Source organism: Maricaulis sp., assembly GCF_039978735.1.
GTDB lineage: Bacteria > Pseudomonadota > Alphaproteobacteria > Caulobacterales > Maricaulaceae > Maricaulis.
The window spans coordinates 138,618-159,090 of sequence record NZ_JBDWAS010000045.1; the positions used below are offsets into that span (position 1 = coordinate 138,618).

Sequence of the window (20,473 nt, forward strand, 5' to 3'; positions counted from 1 at the left end):
TGAAAATGCTTCAGCTACCCTTCCTTGAGGGCTCAGGCGGTGCGGTTTCCGGACAGCCGGCGGCAGACATCGTCGAGCTGTTCGAGCGTCTTGTACTGCACCCGGATCTCGCCGCCCTTGCTGCCATGACGGATATCGACGGACAGGCCGAGGCGGGCCGTGACGTCGGACTCCAGCGCCCGTGTGTCAGCATCCTTGTCACCAGGCTTGGGGGCCTTGCCGGCCTTGCTGTCAGCGGCTTTTCCGGACTGGGCATCGCGGGCCAGACGCTCGGTCTCGCGCACGGACAGGCCCTTCTCGACAATGATGCGGACAAGCGCTTCCGGATCGGGCGCGGTGGCGATCGCCCGGGCATGACCCGTGCTGATTTCACCGCTGGCGAGAGACGTCAGGACGGCCTCCGGCAGGGCCAGAAGGCGGACCATATTGGCGACATGGCTGCGGCTCTTGGACACGGCGCGCGCAACATCGTCCTGGGTGTGACCGAAGCGGTCGATCAGCTGGCGGTAGGCATGGGCCTCTTCCACCGGGTTGAGGTCGGAGCGCTGGACGTTCTCGACAATGCCAATTTCCAGCGTTTCCTTGTCGGTGAGCTCGCGGACAAGTGCAGGAATATCGTGCAGGCGGGCCTTCTGGGCCGCGCGCCAGCGGCGTTCGCCGGCAACGATCTCATAGGCTTCGCCCTCGCCCTTGATCGGCCGCACGAGGATCGGCTGGACCACGCCCTTTTCGGCGATCGATTCCGACAGCGCTTCCAGCTCGGATTCGGTAATCGTCTTGCGCGGCTGGTCCGGATTGGGCCGGATCAGTTCGATCGGCAGGGTGCGCACACCATCGCGCGAGCGCGGTGCGGAGGCCGGCGCATCACCGCCATCCGTCGCGGCATAATCCTCGGTCTCGACCTCACCCAAGAGGGCGGACAGGCCTCGGCCCAGACGGCGGTTCTTGTCAGTGGATGTCATGCGGCTTCACCCTGCTCTTCCCGGCGGCGTTTGCGCTCTTGCTGGACGATTTCCTTGGCCAGGCTGATATAGGCCTGCGAGCCGGAGCATTGCAGATCATAGAGCAGCACCGGCTTGCCCACGGATGGCGCTTCGGAGACCCGCACATTGCGCGGGATCATCGTCTTGTAGACCTTGTCGCCGAAATGCTCGCGCACATCGGCGGCAACTTCGGCGGAGAGATTGTTGCGGCCGTCATACATGGTCAGCACGACGCCCTGGATCTCCAGCTTGGTGTTCAGATGGCCGCGCACACGCTCGACGGTACGCAGGAGCTGGGACAGGCCCTCAAGGGCGAAGAATTCGCACTGCAGCGGCACCAGGATGGCATCGGCCGCGGTGAGCGAATTCACCGTCAGCACGTTCAGCGAAGGCGGACAGTCGATCAGGATATAGTCCAGCCCGTCCTCATCCTGCGACAGCGCGGCAATGCTCTGGTCGACAGCGCGCTTGAGCCGGTAGGAGCGGCGCTGATCGTCGGCCAGTTCCAGCTCGACCCCGGACAGGAGTTGGTCGGACGGCACGATGGACAGGCCCGGCACCACGGTCGGCACGAGGGCCGACTTCAGCGGATCGCCGCCCACCAGGACGTCATAGGATGTCAGGGTGCGCTTGCTCGGCGGCACGCCCAGCCCGGTGGACGCATTGCCCTGGGGGTCCAGATCGATGATCGCGACCTTCTGGCGGATGGCTGCCAGGGCGGTGCCCAGATTGATGGCTGTGGTGGTCTTGCCCACGCCGCCCTTCTGGTTGGCGATGGCGATGACGCGGGGCGCTCTGCGGCGCTCGTTCTTATCGGACACGCTCGACCTCTTTGATGCGCAGGATCACACCGTCGCTCGTCTGACTGGGTATGACTTCAGGATCGACTGTCCAGCTTTTGCGGGCTTCGGTCAATTCATCCTGGTACTGCCGGCCCTTGAAGAAGAGGCCTTCAGCCCCGTTTTTCAACAGGGGCGCGGTATAGCCCAATAATTTATTCAACGGCGCGAAGGCCCGCGCGGTGACGAGATCGAAACCTTCCGCCGGATCGAGCGTCTCCACCCGCACCGAGCGCGCCTCGGCGTCGAGGCCCAGCTCGTCGATTACCTTGCGCAGGAAAGCGACTTTCTTGCCCACGGAATCGATCATGACGACACGGGCCGCCTGCCCCCGATCCCGGAAACCCAGCGCCAGGGCGATGCCCGGAAAGCCGGCACCGGCACCCAGATCGGCGACAAGACGCGTTTCACGTGAAACAAGGGGCATCAGCTGGAAGCTGTCCAGGGCATGGCGCTCCCAGAAATGATCGAGCGAACTGCGCGCCACGAGATTGGTGTGAGCGCTCGTCTCGACGAGGATCTGCCGCCAGCGGTCAAAGCCGTCGAGCGTTTCACGTGAAACACCCGTGCGGGCCTGGAAGTCGTCGCGTGTCACCTAGCTGGCCTCTTTGCTGAGCCGCTTCACATGCGCCAGAACCGCCGTCAGAGCACCCGGCGTGACGCCCTCGATACGGGAGGCCTGACCCAGCGTCTCGGGACGCGCGCGCTCCAGCTTCTCGCGGGCTTCGTTCGAGAGGCCACCGACAGAGCGATAGTCAAGATCGCGGGGAAGCCGCACGGCCTCGTCCCGGCGGAAGGCGAGAATATCGGCCTGCTGACGATCGATATAGCCGGCATAGAGCGCATCGATCTCGATCTGCTCGACAATGTCCGGCGCCACATCGTTCAGCTCTGGCCAGATCGGCGCGAGGTCGCTCCAGGCGATATCGGGATAGGCGAGCAGCTCGCTCGCCGTGCGTCGCTTGCCGTCCGCGTTGACAGCGAGACCGTGCGCCTTGGCTTCGTTCGGAGTCAGGGTCAGCCCCTGCACCTGGCTGCGGGTCGTCTCAAGTGCCGACATCTTGCCGGTGAAGCGTGTTTCACGTGAAACAGACGCCGCCCCCAGCGCGATCGCCTTCGGCGTGAGGCGCTGGTCGGCATTATCGGCCCGCAGGGTGAGCCGGTATTCGGCGCGTGAGGTGAACATGCGATAGGGCTCGCTGACCCCGCGTGTGATCAGATCGTCGATCATCACACCGATATAGGCGTCCGACCGGCTGAGCACGAAAGGCTCGCGCGCCTGGGCGGACAGCGCCGCATTGAAGCCGGCCATCACGCCCTGGGCGGCCGCCTCTTCATACCCCGTCGTGCCATTGATCTGACCGGCCAGCCAAAGCCCCGCCACGGCGCGCACCTGCAGCGTGGCGTCGAGCTCGCGCGGATCGACATAGTCGTATTCGATCGCATAGCCGTAGCGCTTGACCTCGACCTGTTCGAGACCCGGCAGGGTCTTCAGGAAGGCGTCCTGGACATGGTCGGGCAGCGAGGTCGAGATGCCATTGGGATAGACGGTGTCATCGTCCAGACCCTCCGGCTCCAGGAAAACCTGGTGGCTGGTCCGGTCGGCAAAGCGCACCACCTTGTCCTCGATGGACGGGCAATAGCGCGGCCCGCGCCCGGCAATCGCGCCGGAATAGACGGCCGAGTGTTCGAGATTTGCAGCGATGATGGCGTGCGTCGCTTCCGTGGTGCGGGAGATCGCGCAGGTGATCTGCGGCACCTCGATCCGGTCGGTCAGGAAGGAGAACGGCACCGGCGTCTCGTCCGCCGCCTGCTGTTCAAGACTCTCCCAGTCGATCGACGACTTCTTCAGCCGCGCCGGCGTTCCGGTCTTGAGGCGGCCCATCTGGAGCTTGAGCCCGTAGAGCGTCTCGCCCAGACCGACCGATGGCGCCTCCCCGGCCCGGCCGGCCGGAATGCGCTCGGCACCGCGATGGATCATGCCGCGCAGAAAAGTGCCTGTCGTGAGAACGACAGACGCGGCGGCGTACTCATTCCCCGCGGCATCCGTCACCCCGACGCAGCGGCCCTGGTCGATGATCAGGTCCTCTACCGCCGCGGCCCGGATCTCCAGATTGTCCGTCGCGCCCAGAGCCGATTGCATCGCGGCTTTGTAGAGCGCACGGTCGGACTGGGTCCGCGGACCGCGCACGGCCGGACCCTTGGAGCGGTTGAGCAGACGGAACTGGATCCCCGACGCGTCCGCGACGCGGCCCATCACACCGTCCAGTGCATCGACTTCGCGCACCAGGTGGCCCTTGCCCAGACCGCCAATAGCCGGATTGCAGGACATCTCGCCGATCGTGTCGAGACGGTGGGTCAGCAACAGGGTCGATGCGCCGAGGCGCGCGGCAGCGGACGCGGCTTCACAGCCGGCGTGCCCGCCCCCGATGACGATGACATCCCATTGCTTCATGACCGGCTCGATCCCGACGCTCTGTCTTGCGGAAAAGGTCGGCCTACATAATGCCCGCAGGCCGTCGAGTCGAGGGGAGAGCCCGCGTGTTTCACGTGAAACACGTCGTGCGGTTCACGAGACCCTACTTGCCGATGCAGAACTGGCTGAACACCCGGTCCAGAACATCCTCGACATCAACGCGGCCGGTCAGGCTTTCCAGCGCCCGCACCGCCAGTCGCGCGTCCTCGCCGGCGAGCTCCGGCGCATCGGCCAGCCGCTCACGGCAGCGCTCCAGCGCAGACAGAGCGGTTTCCACCGCACGGCGATGCCGGGCCCGGCTTAGTGCCGGCAGTTCCCGAGCACTAAGACGTTCGCGCACGATCTCCTCGATCTTCGCCTCGAGCATGTCCACGCCATCGCCGGACTTGGCGGACAGGCGATAAGCGCCGTCAGAGCGCTTCTGCGGCGCCAGGTCGAGCTTGTTGAGAACAAGCAGATCGTCATCTTTCAGGCGTCCGCGAAGATCGAGCATATCCGCATCGGAGCGCGCATCCACAACACCGATCCGCAGATCCGCATTATCGGCGCGATCCAGCGCACGCCGAACGCCCTCGGCCTCGATCGCATCTACCGCTTCGCGCAGACCCGCCGTGTCGGAGATGATGACCGGAAAGCCCGCCATCGTGACGCGCACCTCCACCACGTCACGCGTGGTCCCGGGAATATCCGTGACAATGGCCGCTTCGCGCCGCGCCAGCCGATTCAACAGGCTCGACTTGCCCGCATTTGGTGCCCCGATCAGCGCGATGGAGAAGCCGGTCCGCACGCGCTCGCCGCGCCGGCCATCATCCAGATGCGCCTCCATCGAGGCGATCAGCCGGCTCAACGGCGCATGTGCCACGTGGGACAATGCGTCAGGGACATCGGCCTCGTCGGGGAAGTCGATCTCGCCCTCGATCGAGGCCATGGCAACAATCAGATCCTCGCGCCAGCCTTCATAAAGTTCCCGCAGAGCCCCGGACATCTGGGCCAGGGCCTGCTGCCGCTGGCCTTCGGTCTCGGCCTCGATCAGATCCGCCAGGCCCTCGGCCTCGGTCAGGTCCAGCTTGTCATTCTCGAAGGCCCGCCGCGTGAACTCGCCCGGCTCGGCCGGAACCGCCCCGCTCTCGTCAAGCGCGGACAGCGCAGCTTCGATCACGGCCGGCCCGCCATGCAGGTGCAGTTCGGCACAATCCTCGCCGGTAAAGCTTGCCGGACCCGGAAACCACAGCACCAGTGCCCGGTCGATGACGGACGCGTCGGGCGCATTCAGCGTGCGCAGCGCCGCCCGGCGCGGCTGTGGCCTGGGCAGGCCCGCCAGCGCATCCAGCATGCCGCCTGCGTCAGGACCGGACAGGCGGACAACCGCCACGCCGGAGCGTCCCGGGGGCGTCGACAGGGCATAGATTGTCGTGTTCACGGCCTAGCGATCCTTGCTGCTGCCCGTCTTGCCGCCGGCAGCGGGCCCGGCCGCGCTGCGCATCAGCTCCATGAACTGGTTCGTCATCTCGCCGCCAAAGGCCGACCACTGACGCATCAGAACCTCGGGGTCCAGCTGATCCATATTGGCTTCAGCCCGTTTCTGCATTTCCGTCATCAGGCTCTCATTGAGCGCCGTAACGTCGGGCAGGCCGAGAAAGCTGCGCGCTTCCTCCGGTGTGCATTCGATCTCGATGTTGACCTTCATGGCCGCCTCGCAGGATGGTGGGTCCTCTTCCAATGAACAGGAGCATGACATGACAGGTCAAGACATCCGCATCACCGGGCCGGCCGGCACGTTCTCAGCATACATGGCCAAACCGGCGAGCGGTACCGGACCCGGCATCGTCGTCCTGCAGGAAATCTTCGGCGTCAATCACGTGATGCGCGAGATGTGCGACCGCCTGGCCTCCCAGGGTTTCATTGCGGTCTGCCCCGACCTGTTCTGGCGGATCGAGCCGGGCGTCGACATCACCGACAAGAGCCAGGCCGAGCTCGACAAGGCCTTCGATCTGATGGGCAAGTTCAATCCGGATACCGGTATCGAGGACGTCCAGGCGGCCATCGATCATGTGCGCAAGCTGGATGGCTGCACCGGCAAGGTGGGCGCCATCGGCTTCTGCCTCGGCGGGCTGATGGCCTATCTCACAGCAGCCCGCACCGACAGCGATGCGACCGTCGGCTATTACGGCGTCAACATCCCGAACTTTCTCGACGAGGCCGGCAAGATCTCGAAACCGCTGATGCTGCACATCGCCGGCCGCGACGAATTCGTGCCGCCGGAAAGCCAGGCTGCGATGCATACCGGCCTCGACCCGCACCTGCAGGTGACGCTGCACGACTATCCCGACGACGAGCACGCCTTCTCGCGCATCGAGGGGGCACATTATAATCCCGAGAGCGCCCATCTCGCCGATAGCCGCACGCTGGAATTCTTCCGGAAGAATCTGAAATCCGAATAGGCCAAACCTGCCGGCACCTGCCTTTCGAGGCAGGTGCCGCAGACGCAAGCCGTCGATCTATTCCACAGCCGTTGCAGCGACCCAGCTTTCACGCTTGGTCAGGCGTGTGAAATAGGCCTGTACATTCTCCGGCGCACCGTCGAACTGGCGCATCACCTTGATCAGGTAGAGCATGTAGACGATCGAGATATCGGCAGCTGTGAACCGGTCACCGGCCAGGTATTCGCGGTCTCCGATCCCGTGTTTCCCAATAAATTCAAGAAGATGGTCAACTTCTGACCGTGCCCACTTGGCCAGTTTCGGATCGCGCGCCTTTTCCGGCAGCAAGACCGTGTGCGCCAGCAGCAGGCTGACCGGCATCATCATTCCGGCTTCGCCGAAATGCAGCCATTGCAGATACCGTCCATAATCGGCCTCGCCCGGTGTCACCTCCAACGGAGACGGTCCGTAACGGCCCAGGAGGTATTGCATGATCGCCAGCGACTCCAGGACGATCGTGCCCTTGTCGTCCAGCGCCGGGATTTTCCGCAGGGGATGGATTTCGGCATAAGCCTCGTCGCCGGCCGGGCGCGAGTCGAACTTCACGGGCACGATCTCGTGCGGCAGACCCATTTCCTGCAACAGCCACAGCACCCGGATCGAGCGCGTGCGCGGTGCATGATAGACGCGAATTCCTGACGTATCGGCCATGGCCGGTCTCCCCTTTATCGCTGTTTGTCCTGTCCTACCGTTCCACGGCGATCTTGCGCCGCCGTACTGAATTTCAGCATGTCACAGATACAACTCTGTCGCGCACATGGGATAGTGTCTCCCGACATTTTCCGGAGACACCCATGCTGAAGCGCCTCATTCCCTCCCTCCTCGTCCTGGCCGCCGCCTGCTCGCCGTCCGCCCCCTCGGCGGCTGAAACCGATCTGGCCGCACCGGCAATCCAGCTTGATTGTTTCCGCGAGACCGGGGCCGCCATGCTGGCCGCACACCGTGCCGGCCCGGCGCCCGGCTATCCGGAAAACGCCCTGTCCACCCTGCGCCGCCTTGCCGAGATGGGCGTGCTTTATGCCGAGATCGATGTGCGGCGTTCGGCCGATGGCGTGCTCTTCCTGCTGCATGACGACACGCTGGACCGCACGACGACCGGAGCCGGCTCCCTGAACGGTCTCGCCTGGGAGGCGCTCTCCGGCACCACCCTGCGCGATCCGGACGGCAATACTGTCGAGGACACCATCCCGACCCTCGCCGATGCCCTGACGGTGGCGCGTGAGGCCGGCCTGGTCCTCAATCTGGATCTCAAATCGGTCTCCCCCGAAGAGATTGTCGGCTTTGTCCACGACCACGACGCGCGCGATGAAGTCGCCATCATCGCCTATTCCATCGACCAGGCTGCCGCGATCCACGCGCTGGATGACGGTCTCCTCCTGTCCGCTCCCAATGACCCCGCCGCCCTGAGCGCGGCCGGCGCCAATCTGGATGCCGTCTATATCTGGACCGGGGTCGGTGCCGCGGACGCCGGGCAGGATGCCCGCCTCGCCGAAGCCGGACTGGAAACCTCCACCGGCCTGTTCAGGCTCGAAAACGGCGATCCCGCTGTCTACCAGACGGCCGCGGCAGCCGGTGTGGAACTGCTCTCGATCGACGATGTCGACACGGCTGTTGTCGCGCTGGGCGGTGCGGACGTGCTGCAGGCACAGATCGCGGCCTGCACGGCTCAATAGTCTCCGCGCTCTGGTGTTTCACGGGAAACATCTTATCTGACAGGAGGTTGATAGGGGAGCACGCGCAATGAGTATTCAGGCAATCCGCATTCACGAGACCGGCGGCCCAGATGTGATGCGTCTGGACACCGTCGATCTGGCCGAGCCGGGACCGGGTCAGGTTCGCGTGCGCCACACGGCCATAGGCGTCAATTTCATCGACACCTATCATCGCTCCGGTCTCTACCCCCTGCCCCTGCCCAGCGGTATCGGCCTGGAAGCCGCCGGCATCGTCGAGGCCGTCGGTGATGGCGTGACAAAGCTGAAGGACGGCGACCGGGTCGCCTATGGATCGGGGCCCATCGGCGCCTATTCCCAGGCTCATATCCTGCCGGCCGGACGCGTCGCCAGAATCCCCGATGGCGTCAGCGACGAACAGGCGGCCGCCCTCATGCTGAAGGGCATGACGGTGCGCTATCTCTTCAAGGACACTTATGCGCTCAAGGCCGGCGACACGATCCTCTTCCATGCTGCCGCCGGCGGGGTCGGCCAGATCGCCTGCCAGTGGGCGGCCGATATGGGCGTCACCCTGATCGGCACGGCCGGCAGCGACGAGAAATGCGAGATCGCCCGGCAGAGGGGCGCGGCGCATGTGATCAATTATTCCCGCGAGAATGTCGTCGAGCGCGTCCGCGAGATCACCGAAGGACGCGGCGTGCCGGTCGTCTATGACGGCGTCGGCAAGGATACGTTCGAGATGTCGCTGGACTGTCTGGCACCGCGCGGTCTTCTCGCGACCTTCGGGAATGCGTCCGGACCGGTGACCGGTGTCAATCTGGGCATCCTCACCCAGAAGGGCTCGCTCTACGTCACCCGGCCGTCCCTGATGCATTATGTGGCGTCAGACGAAGACCTCGCCGCCAACACCGCCGACGTGTTCGACGCCGTCGCCCGCGGTGCCATCTCGATCGACATCAACCAGCGCTATGCCCTGGCCGACGCGCAAAAGGCGCACCAGGACTTGGAGGGACGGCGGACGACGGGTGCGAGTGTGCTGGTGCCGTAGCCCACTTTATCGATGTCATCCCGGAAGAACGCCCCGCGCAGGCGGGGCGAAAGTCCGGGACCCATAGTCCCGGTGCCTGTTCAGCTATCGCTCAAATCGAGCCTGCTTCCGGCCTCAAGCGAGCGTAGAGGTCCCGGCCCTGCGGCCCGCCTGCGCGGGCCATACGGCCGGGATGACAAATGCAGCAGGTGCAGACCTACGTATTCATCGAGTCGAAGAATTCGTCGTTGGTCTTGGTCTGGCGCAGCTTGTCGAGCAGGAACTCGATCGCGTCCTGGGCGCCCATCGGGTTGAGGATGCGGCGCAGCACATACATCTTCTGCAGCTGGCTGCGGTCGACGAGGAGTTCCTCTTTCCGCGTACCGGATTTGAGGATGTCGATCGCCGGGAAGACGCGCTTGTCGGCGACCTTGCGGTCCAGCACGATTTCCGAGTTACCCGTACCCTTGAACTCTTCGAAGATCACTTCGTCCATGCGCGAACCGGTATCGATCAGCGCCGTGGCGATAATGGTCAGCGAGCCGCCATGCTCGATATTCCGCGCAGCACCGAAGAAGCGCTTGGGCCGCTGCAGGGCGTTGGCGTCGACACCGCCGGTCAGCACCTTGCCCGAGGACGGGACGACGGTGTTGTAGGCGCGGCCCAGACGCGTGATCGAGTCCAGCAGGATGACCACGTCGCGGCCATGCTCGACCAGGCGCTTGGCCTTCTCGATCACCATTTCGGAGACCTGGACGTGGCGCGTGGCCGGCTCGTCGAAAGTCGAGGCGATCACCTCGCCCTTCACCGTGCGCTGCATATCGGTGACTTCCTCCGGGCGCTCATCGATGAGCAGCACCATGAGGTAGCAGTCCGGGTGATTATTCTCGATGGAGTGGGCGATGTTCTGCAGGAGCACGGTCTTACCGGTCCGCGGCGGCGCGACGATCAGGCCACGCTGGCCCTTGCCGAGCGGGGCGACGATATCGATCACCCGGCCCGAGCGATCCTTCACCGTCGGATCCTGCGACTCCATCACGAAGCGGCTCTCGGGATAGAGCGGCGTCAGATTGTCGAAATGCACCTTGTGACGGGCGCTCTCGGGATCCTGGAAATTGATCGAGGAGACCTTGAGCAGCGCGAAATAGCGTTCGCCATCGCGCGGGCTGCGGATCTCGCCCTCGACCGTATCGCCGGTGCGCAGGCCGAATTTGCGGATCTGGGTCGGCGAGACATAGATGTCATCGGGGCCGGCCAGGTAGTTGGATTCCGGCGAACGCAGGAAACCGAACCCGTCCTGGAGGACTTCCATCACCCCGCCGCCATGGATTTCCACATCCCGTTCGGCCAGGGCCTTCAGGATGGCGAACATCATGCCCTGCTTGCGCAGGGCCGAGGCGTTCTCGATCTCCAGGGCCTCGGCGAACTGCAGGAGTTCGGTCGGCTTCTTTTCCTTGAGATCCTGCAGAGTCATCCGCTCCAGGCCTTCGAGCGGGGCGGGCAGGGAAGTTTCGTCGGTCATGATGGGTCTATCTGTCAGACATTACAGGCGACCATCCCGGAACCGGGAGCTGTCGCGTTCAAACAATAGGCGTGCCGGCTACCCGGAAACGACCTGTGACATGTGGAATGGGCTGGCGCGTCGTCGGACCAATGTCCTGCGCCACGCAAAGAAAGGATCCATAAGAGGAGTTACGCAAAGCCTTGCCACGCCTTGCCATCCCCGTCAAGCACAAGCGCGGAACGCTGCGCTATTTCAGCGCCACCACCGCGATCGGCACGATGAGGAAGGCCAGCAGGAAGGGCACTTCGTTGAGCATGCGATAGCGCTTGTCCGACCAGTCATTGGTGCCTTCGGCAAACAGGCGGGCCCGTTTGGAATAGACGCCATGCATCGCCGACATCGCCAGCACGAGTGCAAACTTGGCGATCCAGGCCCAGTGCAGGAAAATCGTCCAGCCGCCGGCGCGCTCGGCATTCGACCAGACCAGCAGCAGGCCGAACAGCCAGGTCGCGATCATCGCCGGATTCATGATGCCCTTGAGCAGGCGGCGTTCCTGGATTTTCAGCGTCTCGTCCAGCTCGCCGCCCGGCCGGGCGGCGCAGTGATAGACGAAGAGCCGCGGCAGATAGAGCATCGCCGCCATCCAGGCGATCACCGCCAGGATGTGCAGGGCCCGCAACCAGTCATACGCTGCCGCCAGGATCATGCTGTTTCCAATTCCCCGTTCCGGCAGGGACATCCGGACCATTCCGCCGGACAGATCCGCCCGCCCGTATCACACCGCGGACCCGGCGCCCCCGCCAGGGCAGACTTCACCAATGTCGCCAGGGATTCAATGAAAACGGCATCCAGGCCCAGCGCCGGCACACGGACATAGGATGTCACACCGTGCTCGCGGGCCAGATCGCCATATTCCTCGTCGAGCTCGACCAGCGTCTCGATATGCTCGGACACGAAGGCAATCGGGCTGAGAAGGATGTTCCGGCCGTCCTTCGCGGCGCCCTCGATCGCGTCTTCGGTCGACGGGCCGATCCATTCCAGCGGTCCGACCCGGCTTTGATAACACACCTGCCAGTCCGGGAATTCCGGCATCTGGCGCATCACGGCCTCGACAGTCTGTTCGACCTGCCACTGATAGGGATCGCCATCCTCGATCACCTTCTTCGGCAGGCCGTGGGCCGAGAACAGCAGACGGACATTGTCCGGCCGGCCCGCCTTCTCCCAGGTCTTGCGGATCAGCGCGGCGTGCGCATCCACAAAGGCCGGTTCGGTGGGATAGCAGCACACCGTGCGGGTTTCCGGACCGCCCGCCTCGCGCCAGCGCTTCAGCGAACTCGCCGTCGTTGTGGTGGAGAATTGCGGATAGAGCGGCAGCAGCACGCACTCGTCCGGCGACCAGGCCGAGACGTCCTCCGCCACATCCTCGGTCAAAGGATGCCAGTAGCGCATCGCCGGCCAGACACCGATCTCGTGATCGGGGAAAGCCTTTTCCAGCTCGGCCTTGAGCGCATCAGCCTGCTTGCGTGTTTCAGGCAAGAGCGGCGAGCCACCGCCCATCTTGGCGTAATTGGCCTTTGCTTCCTTCGCCCGCGTCGTCGAGATCAGCAGCGCCAGCGCTTCGCGGATCAGGCCGGGCGCACGGATAATCGCCGGGTCGCGGAAGAGATTACGCAGGAAGGGACGAACATCGTCCGGACCGTCCGGGCCGCCCAGATTGAACAGCACTACAGCCAGCTTGCGGCGCGCATCACCCATGGCGCTCTCCTGTTTCAGGCCCGCTCCCGGATGCATGCCAACAATTCATGGACATGCGCAACCGGGACATCGGGCGTAATGCCGTGACCCAGGTTGAAGATATGGGGCCGTCCAGACCAGCTATCCAGCAAACGCTGCGTTTCACTGCGCAAGGCCGCACCACCTGCCCGCAGCGCAGCCGGGTCGAGATGGCCCTGGACCGGCATGCCCTCGGGCAGCATCGACTGGGCCCAGGCCGGATCCATGCCGGTATCGAGCGCCACGGCCGTAACGCCGGTCTCGCGCGCATAGCGGGCGTAGAAGGCCCCGGCCCCGCGCGGAAAGCCGATGATCGGCACCGTCATGCCGGCAGCGCGCACCTTGTCGACAATCCGCTTTGTCGGCCGGATCACGACCCGTTCGAACAGGGGTTCCGGCAGTCCTTCCGCCCAGCTGTCGAAAATCTTGAGCACCTCGGCGCCGGCCTCGGCCTGCATGACCAGGTATTCCGCCGTCGCATCGGCGATCCGGTCGAGCATGCCGTCGAAGGCTTCCGGATGTTGCCAGGCCGCGACGCGGGCGGAAAACCGGTCCTTCGACCCGCCACCCTCGACCATGTAGGTCGCGACGGTCCAGGGGGCGCCGGCAAAACCGATCAGCGTTGTCTCTTCGGGAAGCTCAGGTGCAACCCGGCGCAGGGTCTCACCGACCGGCGCCAGCACCTCGCGGGCACGCTCCGGCGTCAGCGTCTCGAACGCCAGCGGATCGAAGGGTTCCAGCTTGGGACCTTCGCCCGTAACGAACCAGACCTTGCGGCCCAGCGCGATCGGGATCAGCAGGATGTCGGCAAACAGGATCGCTGCATCAAAACCGAACCGGCGGATCGGCTGCAGAGTCACTTCAGCCGCCAGATCGGGCGAGAAACAGAAATCGATGAAGTTCTTTGCCCGGGAGCGAACCTCCCGGTACTCGTCGAGATACCGGCCGGCCTGTCGCATCAGCCAGACCGGAGGCGGGGTGCGCGTCTCTCCGGAGAGGACAGCGAGCATCGGCTTTTTCGAAGTCAGTGTCATACCGCCTGATTAGGCATCTGCGGGCTTTCGATCAATGCGTCCTTTTCACCAGCCCCTTTTCCCTCCCAAAACCATTTAATTGAATTGATGTGATTGTAGGGCCGTGAATCGTGTGGGCGAATACGGTTATACCGTTTTGCCGGATATCCCCGTCCCCGGCGCGATATCCACAATCCGTCGATCAGGACGTCTTTGAAAACCGGATTAAAGAAAGAAATTCAATTTCTTGATCGTAGTTCTTCGCAGAATATCGTGTCGAAAACCGGATCCGCTCTGTGAATTGCCGATATTCCCGAACAGGCTTGTTCACAGCCTCCAGCGTGTGGAAAGAGGTGTTGGTTCTGCCGGGTAACACCCGGTACTACTCACAGGGCGGGAAACGACGAGCCGGATTGTGGCCGGTTTTCCCAATTTGTTAACAGATCGTAAACGCGATCGAGGGGCAAAAACGCGCCATGACCGTTCCGCCATCCACACGCTTCGAAACTTGTTTCCACATCCATATGGTGTCGGATTCAACCGGTGAGACGTTGATGGAGGTCATGCGCGCCTCGGTCGCGCAGTTCGAGGGCACGCATCCGCTGGAGCATTTGTATGCCCTGGTGCGCTCGTCGCGGCAGATGGAACGCGTGTTCGAGGAGGTGGAGGCCTATCCCGGCGTGGTGATGTACACCATCGTCAATGCCGACCTGCGCCGGGAGCTGGAAACCCGTTGCGCCGAACTCGGCGTGCCGGCGATTGCCGTGCTCGATCCGATGCTCGCCACGCTGAGCACCTATCTTGGCCGCCCCGTGGCCAGCCGGGCCGGAGCCCAGCGCTCCCTGGACGCCGAATATTTCCGCCGTATCGACGCGCTCAATTATACAATGGCGCATGATGACGGCCAGGGTGATGATTATGAAGCGGCCGATATCGTGCTGCTGGGCGTCAGCCGCACCTCGAAAACGCCGACCAGCGTCTATCTCGCCCATCGCGGCTATCGCGCGGCGAATATCCCGCTGGTCAAGGATGTGCCCCTGCCCGAGGCGATCTTCAAACTGCGCAATCCGTTGGTTGTCGGCCTGACTGCCTCGCCCGAGCGTATCGTGCAGATCCGCCGCAACCGCCTGCTGAGCCTGAATGAGGATCGCGATACCGACTATATCGACGACTTCGCGGTGCGCGATGAAATCCTTTATGCCAAGCGGCTCTACGCCAAGCACAAATGGCCGACCATCGATGTCACACGCCGTTCGATCGAGGAGACGGCCGCCAAGATCATCAATCTCGTCAACGAAAAGCGCGCAGCCAAATCATGACCGAATTCGTCCTCGCTTCCGGCAGTCAGATCCGCCGCCAGATCCTCGACAATGCGGGCATCGAATTCTCGGTCGAAAAGCCCGATGTCGACGAAAGCGTGATCAAGGATCAGCGCAGCGATCTCTCACCGGCCGAGATGGCGCTGGTTCTGGGCAAGGCGAAGGCCGAAGCGGTGTCGCGTGGCCGGCCGCGTGCCCTCGTTCTGGGTGCCGACCAGACGATGGAACTCGATGGTGCCCTGCTCGACAAGCTCCCGGATGCTGCCCTTGCCCGCGATCGTCTTATGGCGATGCGCGGCCGCGCGCATCAGCTGCATTCCGGCCTGGCGCTTTACCGCGGCGGTGAATGCGTCTGGCAGCACCAGCAATCCTCCACCCTGCATGTGCGCGCCTTTTCCGACGCGTTTCTCGACGACTATCTCGAACGCGCCGGTTTTGCGCTGACTGCCAGCGTCGGTGCCTATGCGTTCGAAGGTCTGGGCGCGCAATTGTTCGAGAAGATCGAAGGCGATTACTACGCCATTCTCGGCCTGCCGCTCCTGCCGCTGCTGGATGCGCTGCGCGAATTCGACGTGATCCCGGCATGACGGTCGGGCTAACAGGCCGCGCGGTCTTCGCCGGTGTGGCGGGTGATCCGGTCGCGCACTCGCTGTCGCCCCGGCTGATGGCGCACTGGATCCGCACGCTCGGACTGGACGCCGCCTATCTGCCGTTTGCCGTGCCGCCTTCAGGTTTCGAGGCTTTTGTGCGCGGGCTGGCCCTTACCCAGGCAAGCGGGCTCAATGTCACCCTGCCGCACAAGGAGACTGCCCTTGCCCTGGCCGATCGGGCAACCCCGGCTGCGCGGGTCATCGGGGCGGCCAACCTCCTGACATTCCACGAAGACGGAATTCTCGCCGACAACAGCGATGCAGCCGGCTTTCTTGCAGCGCTCGAACCGGCTGAGCCCGACTATGCCGGCTCGACAGCCCTTGTAATCGGAGCGGGCGGAGCGGCGCGGGCGCTGGTCCATGCGCTGGTGACATCGGGTGTCAAAAACCTGCTCATTTCCAACCGGACTGCCGGCCGGGCCCGGGCGCTCGCGGCTGAACTTGCCCCCGACGCCGGCATTGTCCCTTGGGACGACCGCGATGCGGCCCTCGCCGAGGCCGACATCGTCGTCAATGCGACGGCGCTTGGACTGAAGGGCGAGAACGATCTCGTCATGGACTGGGCGAAGGCCCGGACCGGCGCGATCGTGTTCGACAGTGTCTACACACCGCTGGTCACGGGGTTTCTCGGCGGGGCGAGGCAGGCCGGTCTGAAAACCATTGACGGGCTGGATATGCTGATCGGCCAGGCCCGGCCCAGCTTCCGGGCCTTCTTCGGCCAGGATGCGCCGGCCGATCCGCCGGTTCGTCCGGTCCTGCTCGAAGCGCTGGGAGCCCGCCCGTGAAAATCATCGGTCTGACAGGGTCCATCGGCATGGGAAAGTCGGCAACAGCCAGGCTGTTCCGCGAAGCCGGCATCCCGGTCTTCGACTCCGATGCCTGCGTGCATGCACTCTATGATGCTGGCGGCGCGGCTGTCGGGCCGGTGGAAGCCGCTTTCCCGGGCTCGCTGGCAGAGGACGGGTCGATCGACCGGGCGCGTCTTTCCCGGCAGCTGAACGAGGACCCGGACGGTTTTGCGCGCCTTGAAGCCATCGTACATCCCCTTGTCGGCGAGGCCCGGCAGCACTTTCTCGATGCGGCGCGGAAAGACGGTGCCGATATCGTGATCCTGGACGTGCCGCTCCTGTTCGAGACCGGCGGTCATGAACATGTCGATGCGGTGATTGCCGTGCATGCACCGCATCATGTCCGCCGCGAACGCGTGCTGCAGCGGCCCGGCATGACGGAAGACAAGCTGGCCGCCATAATCGCGCGGCAGACACCTGATTCGGTGAAGCTGGAAAAAGCGGACTATATCGTTGAAACATCGGGCGGTTTCGACGATGCGCGTCAGCAGGTTGGCAAGATCATTGCGGCCCTGCGCGCCAGCTAGACATTCCGGCCGCCGGGCAAGCGGCCGACAGCCAGAGAGGTTCAGGGGCGGACATGCGGGAAATCGTCTTCGATACGGAAACCACGGGTCTTGATCCCAATACCGGCGACCGGGTGACCGAGCTGGGCTGCGTCGAGGTAATCGACTGCATCCCGACCGGCAAGACCTTCCACGCCTATGTCAATCCGCAGCGCTCCATCCCCAAGGAAGTGATCGAGATCACCGGTTTGACCGCGGAATTCCTCGCCGACAAGCCGCTGTTCGAGGAGATCGCCGAGGATTTCCTGGCCTTTGTCGGCGACGCCGTCCTGGTCGCGCACAATGCGCCCTTCGACCGCGGCTTTATCAATATGGAGCTCGCCCGGCTCGGCCACCCCATCTATCCGGAAGATCGGTTCAAGGACACGGCCCGGATCGCCCGCGCGAAATTTCCCGGCTCCTATGTGTCGCTGGATGCGCTGTGCAAGCGGTTCGATATCTCGCTCGACACGCGTGACAAGCACGGCGCGCTGATCGACGCCCTGCTGCTGGCCGAGGTTTATCTGGAACTGACCGGCGGGCGCACCCGGGCGCTCGACCTGTCGGGTCGGCATGCCTCAACGGATGGCAAGGTGGCGTTTCCCGCGCGTGCGCCGCGGCCGCAGCCGCTGGTCTCGCGCGTGTCCGACGCAGAGCGCGCCGCCCATGCCGCCTTTATCGACGAGCTGGGTGACGACGCGCTCTGGAAACGTCTGTCGAACGTCTAGCGGCGTCGCGTCAGTTCGACGCGGCCGGATCGCCATTGCCATTGGTGTCGGCGCCCGGAACGGCGGCGGCACGCTTGGCCAGCTGCTGGCGATAGAGGCTGGCGAAATCCACCGGATCCAGCATCAGCGGCGGGAAATTACCGTCGCGCGTGGTGTCGGCGAGGATGCGGCGCGCATAGGGGAAGATCATGCGCGGGCATTCGATCAGCAGGAAGGGCTCGCGCTCGGCGTCCGGGATATTGGCCAGCTGGAACAGGCCGCCATAGGTCAGCTCGGCGATGAAGACGATGCTGTCTTCGCCGGCTTCGCTCTTGCGGCTGGCGCGAGAGCTGATGACCAGCAGGACTTCGAACGTGTCATCGCCGACATTGCGGGCGCGCACGTCGATCGACAGGTCGATGCCGGGGGCCGGCTGACCCGGACGCAGCGTGTCCGGTGCGCCGGGATTTTCGAAGGAGAGGTCCTTCACATACTGCGCCAGCACGCGAAGCTGCGGCTGGGCGGGCGTCTGGGTGTCGGTCGGCGTGGACGGTGCGTCGGTCATTTAAGTCCCCGGATGAGCCCCGGTTCGGGCAAGGTGAATGTCGGACCCCTCAACAGGGCCGTACTGAAACAAGGCGGGCCCGTTAACATGCGGGCCTGCCTGCGGCAAGCTGGCAGCACCACAGCGCAGAGGCTGACGTGACCGCCAATCCGGCCTATATCTAGGGACTGGACCTGTTGCTTGCCCAGTCTGGCGGACCTTGATGATCGAACTCCTCTCGACCCTTATCTTCGGTGCCATAGCCGTTTTCTTCGCCATCCGCCTGTATTCAGTGCTCGGACGGCGCGAAGGCCATATGGAAGCGCCAGCGCCCCGGGATGTCGAAACCCGCAAGGACCTGGCGTCGGATAGCGCCACGCATCTGCGCCCGGCCTTCGAGGGTCCGGCCGCTGCGGGTCTGGAAGCCATTGCCGCTGCCGATACCAGTTTCGACCCGGCACGCTTCCTGGAAGGCGCCCGCGCCGCCTACGAAATGATTGTCGAGGCCTTTGCCCGCGGCGATCGCGAGACGCTCAAACCGCTGCTCGCGCCGGCCGTCTACGACCGCTACGAGGCCGCCATTGCCAAGCGTGAGACGAAGGGCGAGACCGTGCGCACCGAGATCGAGCGTATCCGTTCGGCCGAGATCACCGAGGCGGACCACACCGATCATGTCGCGACGATCAAGGTGCATTTCGATGCCGAGATTGCGACCGAGACCCTGGACGCCAATGGCAAGTCCGTCGCCGGCGACTTCAATCGCCTCTCGACGGTGCATGAGGACTGGGTCTTCCAGCGCCGCACGGACGACAGCAATCCGAACTGGGTGCTGACCCGTGTCGCTTCGGCTTAGACGCCGGCGCGCACCCTGGACGGTCGCGGCCGGTTGTCTGCTGCTGATTGCCTGCCAGCCGGAGCCTGAACCCGCGCCGCAGCCGGACGAACCGCCGGCGCCGGTCCCCGACACGCTCGAATTCCTGCCCGCCAGCTGGGATGCACTGCCCGGCTGGGCAGAGGCCGATCTCGCCGACGCGCAATCGGCCTTCCTGCGCAGCTGTGAACGTCTGCGGGTGCGCGATGCAGTCGCGCCGCTGAGCGAACGGGCCGCCTGGGCCGGAACGGTCGCCGACTGGCGCGAGGCCTGTACCCAGCTCGATGCGGTGGAGCCCGGCACGGCGCCGCTGCAGCCGGTCTTCGAGGCGGTATTCACGCCGGTCCGCGTGGTCGCCGTCGAGCCGGAGAGCGGGACCGAGGCACAAACCGGCATGATGACAGGCTATTACGAGCCTTTCGTCCATGTCCGCCCGGAGCCCGGGGACGGGTTTACCCAGCCCTTGCGCCGTCGGCCGGACGATCTGGTGACGGTCGATCTGGGCCGGTTCGATCCGGCCTTGGCCGGGCGCCGCATTGTCGGCGAGGTGCGTGGCGGTGAGCTGGTGCTCTACAAGGATCGTGGCGAGATCGAACGCCAGGATGCCGGCGAGGTTTTCGCCTGGGGCCGTCCGGCCGATGTCTTCTTCCTGCAGATCCAGGGCTCCGGCCGCCTCGTCTGGCCCGACGGTCATCAGGAGCGTGCCGCCTTTGCCGCCCACAACGGCCTGCCCTACCGTTCGATCGGACGTGAACTGATCGAGCGGGGCGAGCTGGAGGCGCATGTGGCCTCCAAGGCGGGGATCGAGGCCTGGCTGGAGGAAAATGGTCCGCAGGCGACGGCCGAGCTCTTCTCGGTCAATCCGCGCTATGTCTTCTTCCAGACCCGGACGTTGGACGATCCCGCGATCGGCCCGTCCGGTTCGGCCGGCGTGCCGCTGACACCGATGGCCTCGATCGCGGTGGATCCGTCCCAGCACGCCTATGGCGTGCCGGTCTGGCTGAGTGCCGATCTGCCCGAGCTGGGTCCCTGGTCCGGCCTGGTTGTCACCCAGGATACCGGCGGGGCGATCACGGGACCGCTGCGGGTGGATTTTTTCTGGGGCTGGGGCGAGGCGGCGGAACGCCGGGCCGGCTCTACCCGGGCGCAGGCGGAATGGGTGATGCTGTTGCCGCACACAGTGGTTGCACGCCTGTTCGCCGAACGCCCGCCTGCGTGACCGCC

The 20,473-nt window shown here is 64.6% G+C and carries 22 protein-coding genes; 10 read left to right on the forward strand and 12 right to left on the reverse strand.

From position 1 onward, the window contains the following. Nucleotides 1-32 precede the first annotated feature (32 nt). From ABJO18_RS13255 to ABJO18_RS13280, 6 genes are all read right to left on the reverse strand, one after another. A complete protein-coding gene (locus ABJO18_RS13255; RefSeq protein WP_348509485.1) occupies nucleotides 33-962 on the reverse strand; it encodes a ParB/RepB/Spo0J family partition protein in 930 nt (309 codons plus the stop codon). Next, entirely contained in the window at nucleotides 959-1,804 is an 846-nt protein-coding gene (locus ABJO18_RS13260; protein WP_348509486.1) for a ParA family protein, read from the reverse strand. Before ABJO18_RS13260 ends, ABJO18_RS13255 begins: the two co-directional genes overlap by 4 nt. Further along, a complete protein-coding gene (gene rsmG / locus ABJO18_RS13265; protein WP_348509487.1) occupies nucleotides 1,794-2,417 on the reverse strand; it encodes a 16S rRNA (guanine(527)-N(7))-methyltransferase RsmG in 624 nt (207 codons plus the stop codon). The genes ABJO18_RS13260 and rsmG overlap by 11 nt, the downstream gene beginning before the upstream one ends. Beyond that, on the reverse strand, nucleotides 2,418-4,277 hold the full coding sequence (gene mnmG / locus ABJO18_RS13270; RefSeq protein WP_348509488.1) for a tRNA uridine-5-carboxymethylaminomethyl(34) synthesis enzyme MnmG: 1,860 nt from the start codon (nucleotides 4,275-4,277) through the stop codon (nucleotides 2,418-2,420). A gap of 124 nt (nucleotides 4,278-4,401) precedes the next feature. Continuing rightward, a complete protein-coding gene (gene mnmE, locus ABJO18_RS13275; RefSeq protein ID WP_348509489.1) occupies nucleotides 4,402-5,718 on the reverse strand; it encodes a tRNA uridine-5-carboxymethylaminomethyl(34) synthesis GTPase MnmE in 1,317 nt (438 codons plus the stop codon). A 3-nt stretch (nucleotides 5,719-5,721) separates the two neighbouring features. Then, nucleotides 5,722-5,985: a DUF6489 family protein gene (locus tag ABJO18_RS13280; RefSeq protein WP_271187234.1), complete on the reverse strand. Its 264-nt coding sequence runs from the start codon at nucleotides 5,983-5,985 to the stop codon at nucleotides 5,722-5,724. A 49-nt stretch (nucleotides 5,986-6,034) separates the two neighbouring features. Between ABJO18_RS13280 and ABJO18_RS13285 the strand changes: the two genes are divergently transcribed. After that, nucleotides 6,035-6,739, forward strand: coding sequence for a dienelactone hydrolase family protein (locus ABJO18_RS13285; RefSeq protein WP_348509490.1), 705 nt, complete (start codon nucleotides 6,035-6,037; stop codon nucleotides 6,737-6,739). A gap of 57 nt (nucleotides 6,740-6,796) precedes the next feature. Here the strand turns inward: ABJO18_RS13285 and ABJO18_RS13290 are convergent, their stop codons facing one another. Next, the gene (locus tag ABJO18_RS13290) at nucleotides 6,797-7,429 is read right to left on the reverse strand and encodes a glutathione S-transferase family protein (RefSeq protein WP_348515965.1); all 633 of its coding nucleotides are present in this window, start codon (nucleotides 7,427-7,429) and stop codon (nucleotides 6,797-6,799) included. A 143-nt stretch (nucleotides 7,430-7,572) separates the two neighbouring features. Between ABJO18_RS13290 and ABJO18_RS13295 the strand changes: the two genes are divergently transcribed. Both ABJO18_RS13295 and ABJO18_RS13300 read left to right on the forward strand, forming a co-directional pair. Then, nucleotides 7,573-8,451, forward strand: a complete 879-nt coding sequence (locus ABJO18_RS13295) for a glycerophosphodiester phosphodiesterase family protein (RefSeq protein ID WP_348509492.1) — start codon at nucleotides 7,573-7,575, stop codon at nucleotides 8,449-8,451. Nucleotides 8,452-8,518: 67 nt separating this feature from the next. Then, nucleotides 8,519-9,496 carry a quinone oxidoreductase gene (locus tag ABJO18_RS13300; RefSeq protein ID WP_348509493.1) on the forward strand — a complete coding sequence of 326 codons (978 nt, stop codon included), beginning with the start codon at nucleotides 8,519-8,521 and terminating at the stop codon, nucleotides 9,494-9,496. Nucleotides 9,497-9,692: 196 nt separating this feature from the next. Here the strand turns inward: ABJO18_RS13300 and rho are convergent, their stop codons facing one another. The 4 genes from rho to hemE all read right to left on the reverse strand — a co-directional run bounded on the left by rho (nucleotide 9,693) and on the right by hemE (nucleotide 13,786). After that, nucleotides 9,693-10,997, reverse strand: coding sequence for a transcription termination factor Rho (gene rho / locus ABJO18_RS13305; RefSeq protein ID WP_348509494.1), 1,305 nt, complete (start codon nucleotides 10,995-10,997; stop codon nucleotides 9,693-9,695). A gap of 229 nt (nucleotides 10,998-11,226) precedes the next feature. Further along, nucleotides 11,227-11,685: a CopD family protein gene (locus ABJO18_RS13310; protein WP_348509495.1), complete on the reverse strand. Its 459-nt coding sequence runs from the start codon at nucleotides 11,683-11,685 to the stop codon at nucleotides 11,227-11,229. Then, on the reverse strand, nucleotides 11,682-12,734 hold the full coding sequence (gene hemH / locus ABJO18_RS13315) for a ferrochelatase (protein WP_348509496.1): 1,053 nt from the start codon (nucleotides 12,732-12,734) through the stop codon (nucleotides 11,682-11,684). The genes ABJO18_RS13310 and hemH overlap by 4 nt, the downstream gene beginning before the upstream one ends. 14 nt (nucleotides 12,735-12,748) lie before the next feature. Continuing rightward, nucleotides 12,749-13,786, reverse strand: a complete 1,038-nt coding sequence (hemE, locus tag ABJO18_RS13320) for a uroporphyrinogen decarboxylase (protein ID WP_348509497.1) — start codon at nucleotides 13,784-13,786, stop codon at nucleotides 12,749-12,751. Between the two features lie 455 nt (nucleotides 13,787-14,241). Between hemE and ABJO18_RS13325 the strand changes: the two genes are divergently transcribed. Genes ABJO18_RS13325 through dnaQ form a run of 5 tightly spaced genes read left to right on the forward strand, consistent with a single transcriptional unit; the run spans nucleotide 14,242 to nucleotide 17,855 of the window. After that, entirely contained in the window at nucleotides 14,242-15,084 is an 843-nt protein-coding gene (locus ABJO18_RS13325; protein WP_271187244.1) for a pyruvate, water dikinase regulatory protein, read from the forward strand. Continuing rightward, complete coding sequence (locus ABJO18_RS13330) at nucleotides 15,081-15,671, forward strand: nucleoside triphosphate pyrophosphatase (protein ID WP_348509498.1); 591 nt, start codon at nucleotides 15,081-15,083, stop codon at nucleotides 15,669-15,671. Before ABJO18_RS13325 ends, ABJO18_RS13330 begins: the two co-directional genes overlap by 4 nt. Continuing rightward, on the forward strand, nucleotides 15,668-16,519 hold the full coding sequence (gene aroE, locus ABJO18_RS13335; protein WP_348509499.1) for a shikimate dehydrogenase: 852 nt from the start codon (nucleotides 15,668-15,670) through the stop codon (nucleotides 16,517-16,519). The genes ABJO18_RS13330 and aroE overlap by 4 nt, the downstream gene beginning before the upstream one ends. Next, nucleotides 16,516-17,109, forward strand: a complete 594-nt coding sequence (gene coaE / locus ABJO18_RS13340; protein ID WP_348509500.1) for a dephospho-CoA kinase — start codon at nucleotides 16,516-16,518, stop codon at nucleotides 17,107-17,109. Before aroE ends, coaE begins: the two co-directional genes overlap by 4 nt. Before the next feature lie 53 nt (nucleotides 17,110-17,162). Next, nucleotides 17,163-17,855, forward strand: a complete 693-nt coding sequence (gene dnaQ / locus ABJO18_RS13345; RefSeq protein ID WP_348509501.1) for a DNA polymerase III subunit epsilon — start codon at nucleotides 17,163-17,165, stop codon at nucleotides 17,853-17,855. A gap of 10 nt (nucleotides 17,856-17,865) precedes the next feature. On the opposite strand, the gene secB is transcribed toward dnaQ, so the two are convergent. Then, on the reverse strand, nucleotides 17,866-18,399 hold the full coding sequence (secB, locus tag ABJO18_RS13350; RefSeq protein ID WP_348509502.1) for a protein-export chaperone SecB: 534 nt from the start codon (nucleotides 18,397-18,399) through the stop codon (nucleotides 17,866-17,868). A gap of 202 nt (nucleotides 18,400-18,601) precedes the next feature. Here secB and ABJO18_RS13355 point away from each other — a divergent pair, with 202 nt between their 5' ends. Together ABJO18_RS13355 and ABJO18_RS13360 are read left to right on the forward strand one after the other, a co-directional pair. After that, nucleotides 18,602-19,231: a Tim44/TimA family putative adaptor protein gene (locus ABJO18_RS13355; protein WP_348509503.1), complete on the forward strand. Its 630-nt coding sequence runs from the start codon at nucleotides 18,602-18,604 to the stop codon at nucleotides 19,229-19,231. After that, complete coding sequence (locus ABJO18_RS13360) at nucleotides 19,215-20,468, forward strand: murein transglycosylase A (protein ID WP_348509504.1); 1,254 nt, start codon at nucleotides 19,215-19,217, stop codon at nucleotides 20,466-20,468. The genes ABJO18_RS13355 and ABJO18_RS13360 overlap by 17 nt, the downstream gene beginning before the upstream one ends. The last annotated feature ends 5 nt before the right edge of the window (nucleotides 20,469-20,473 follow it).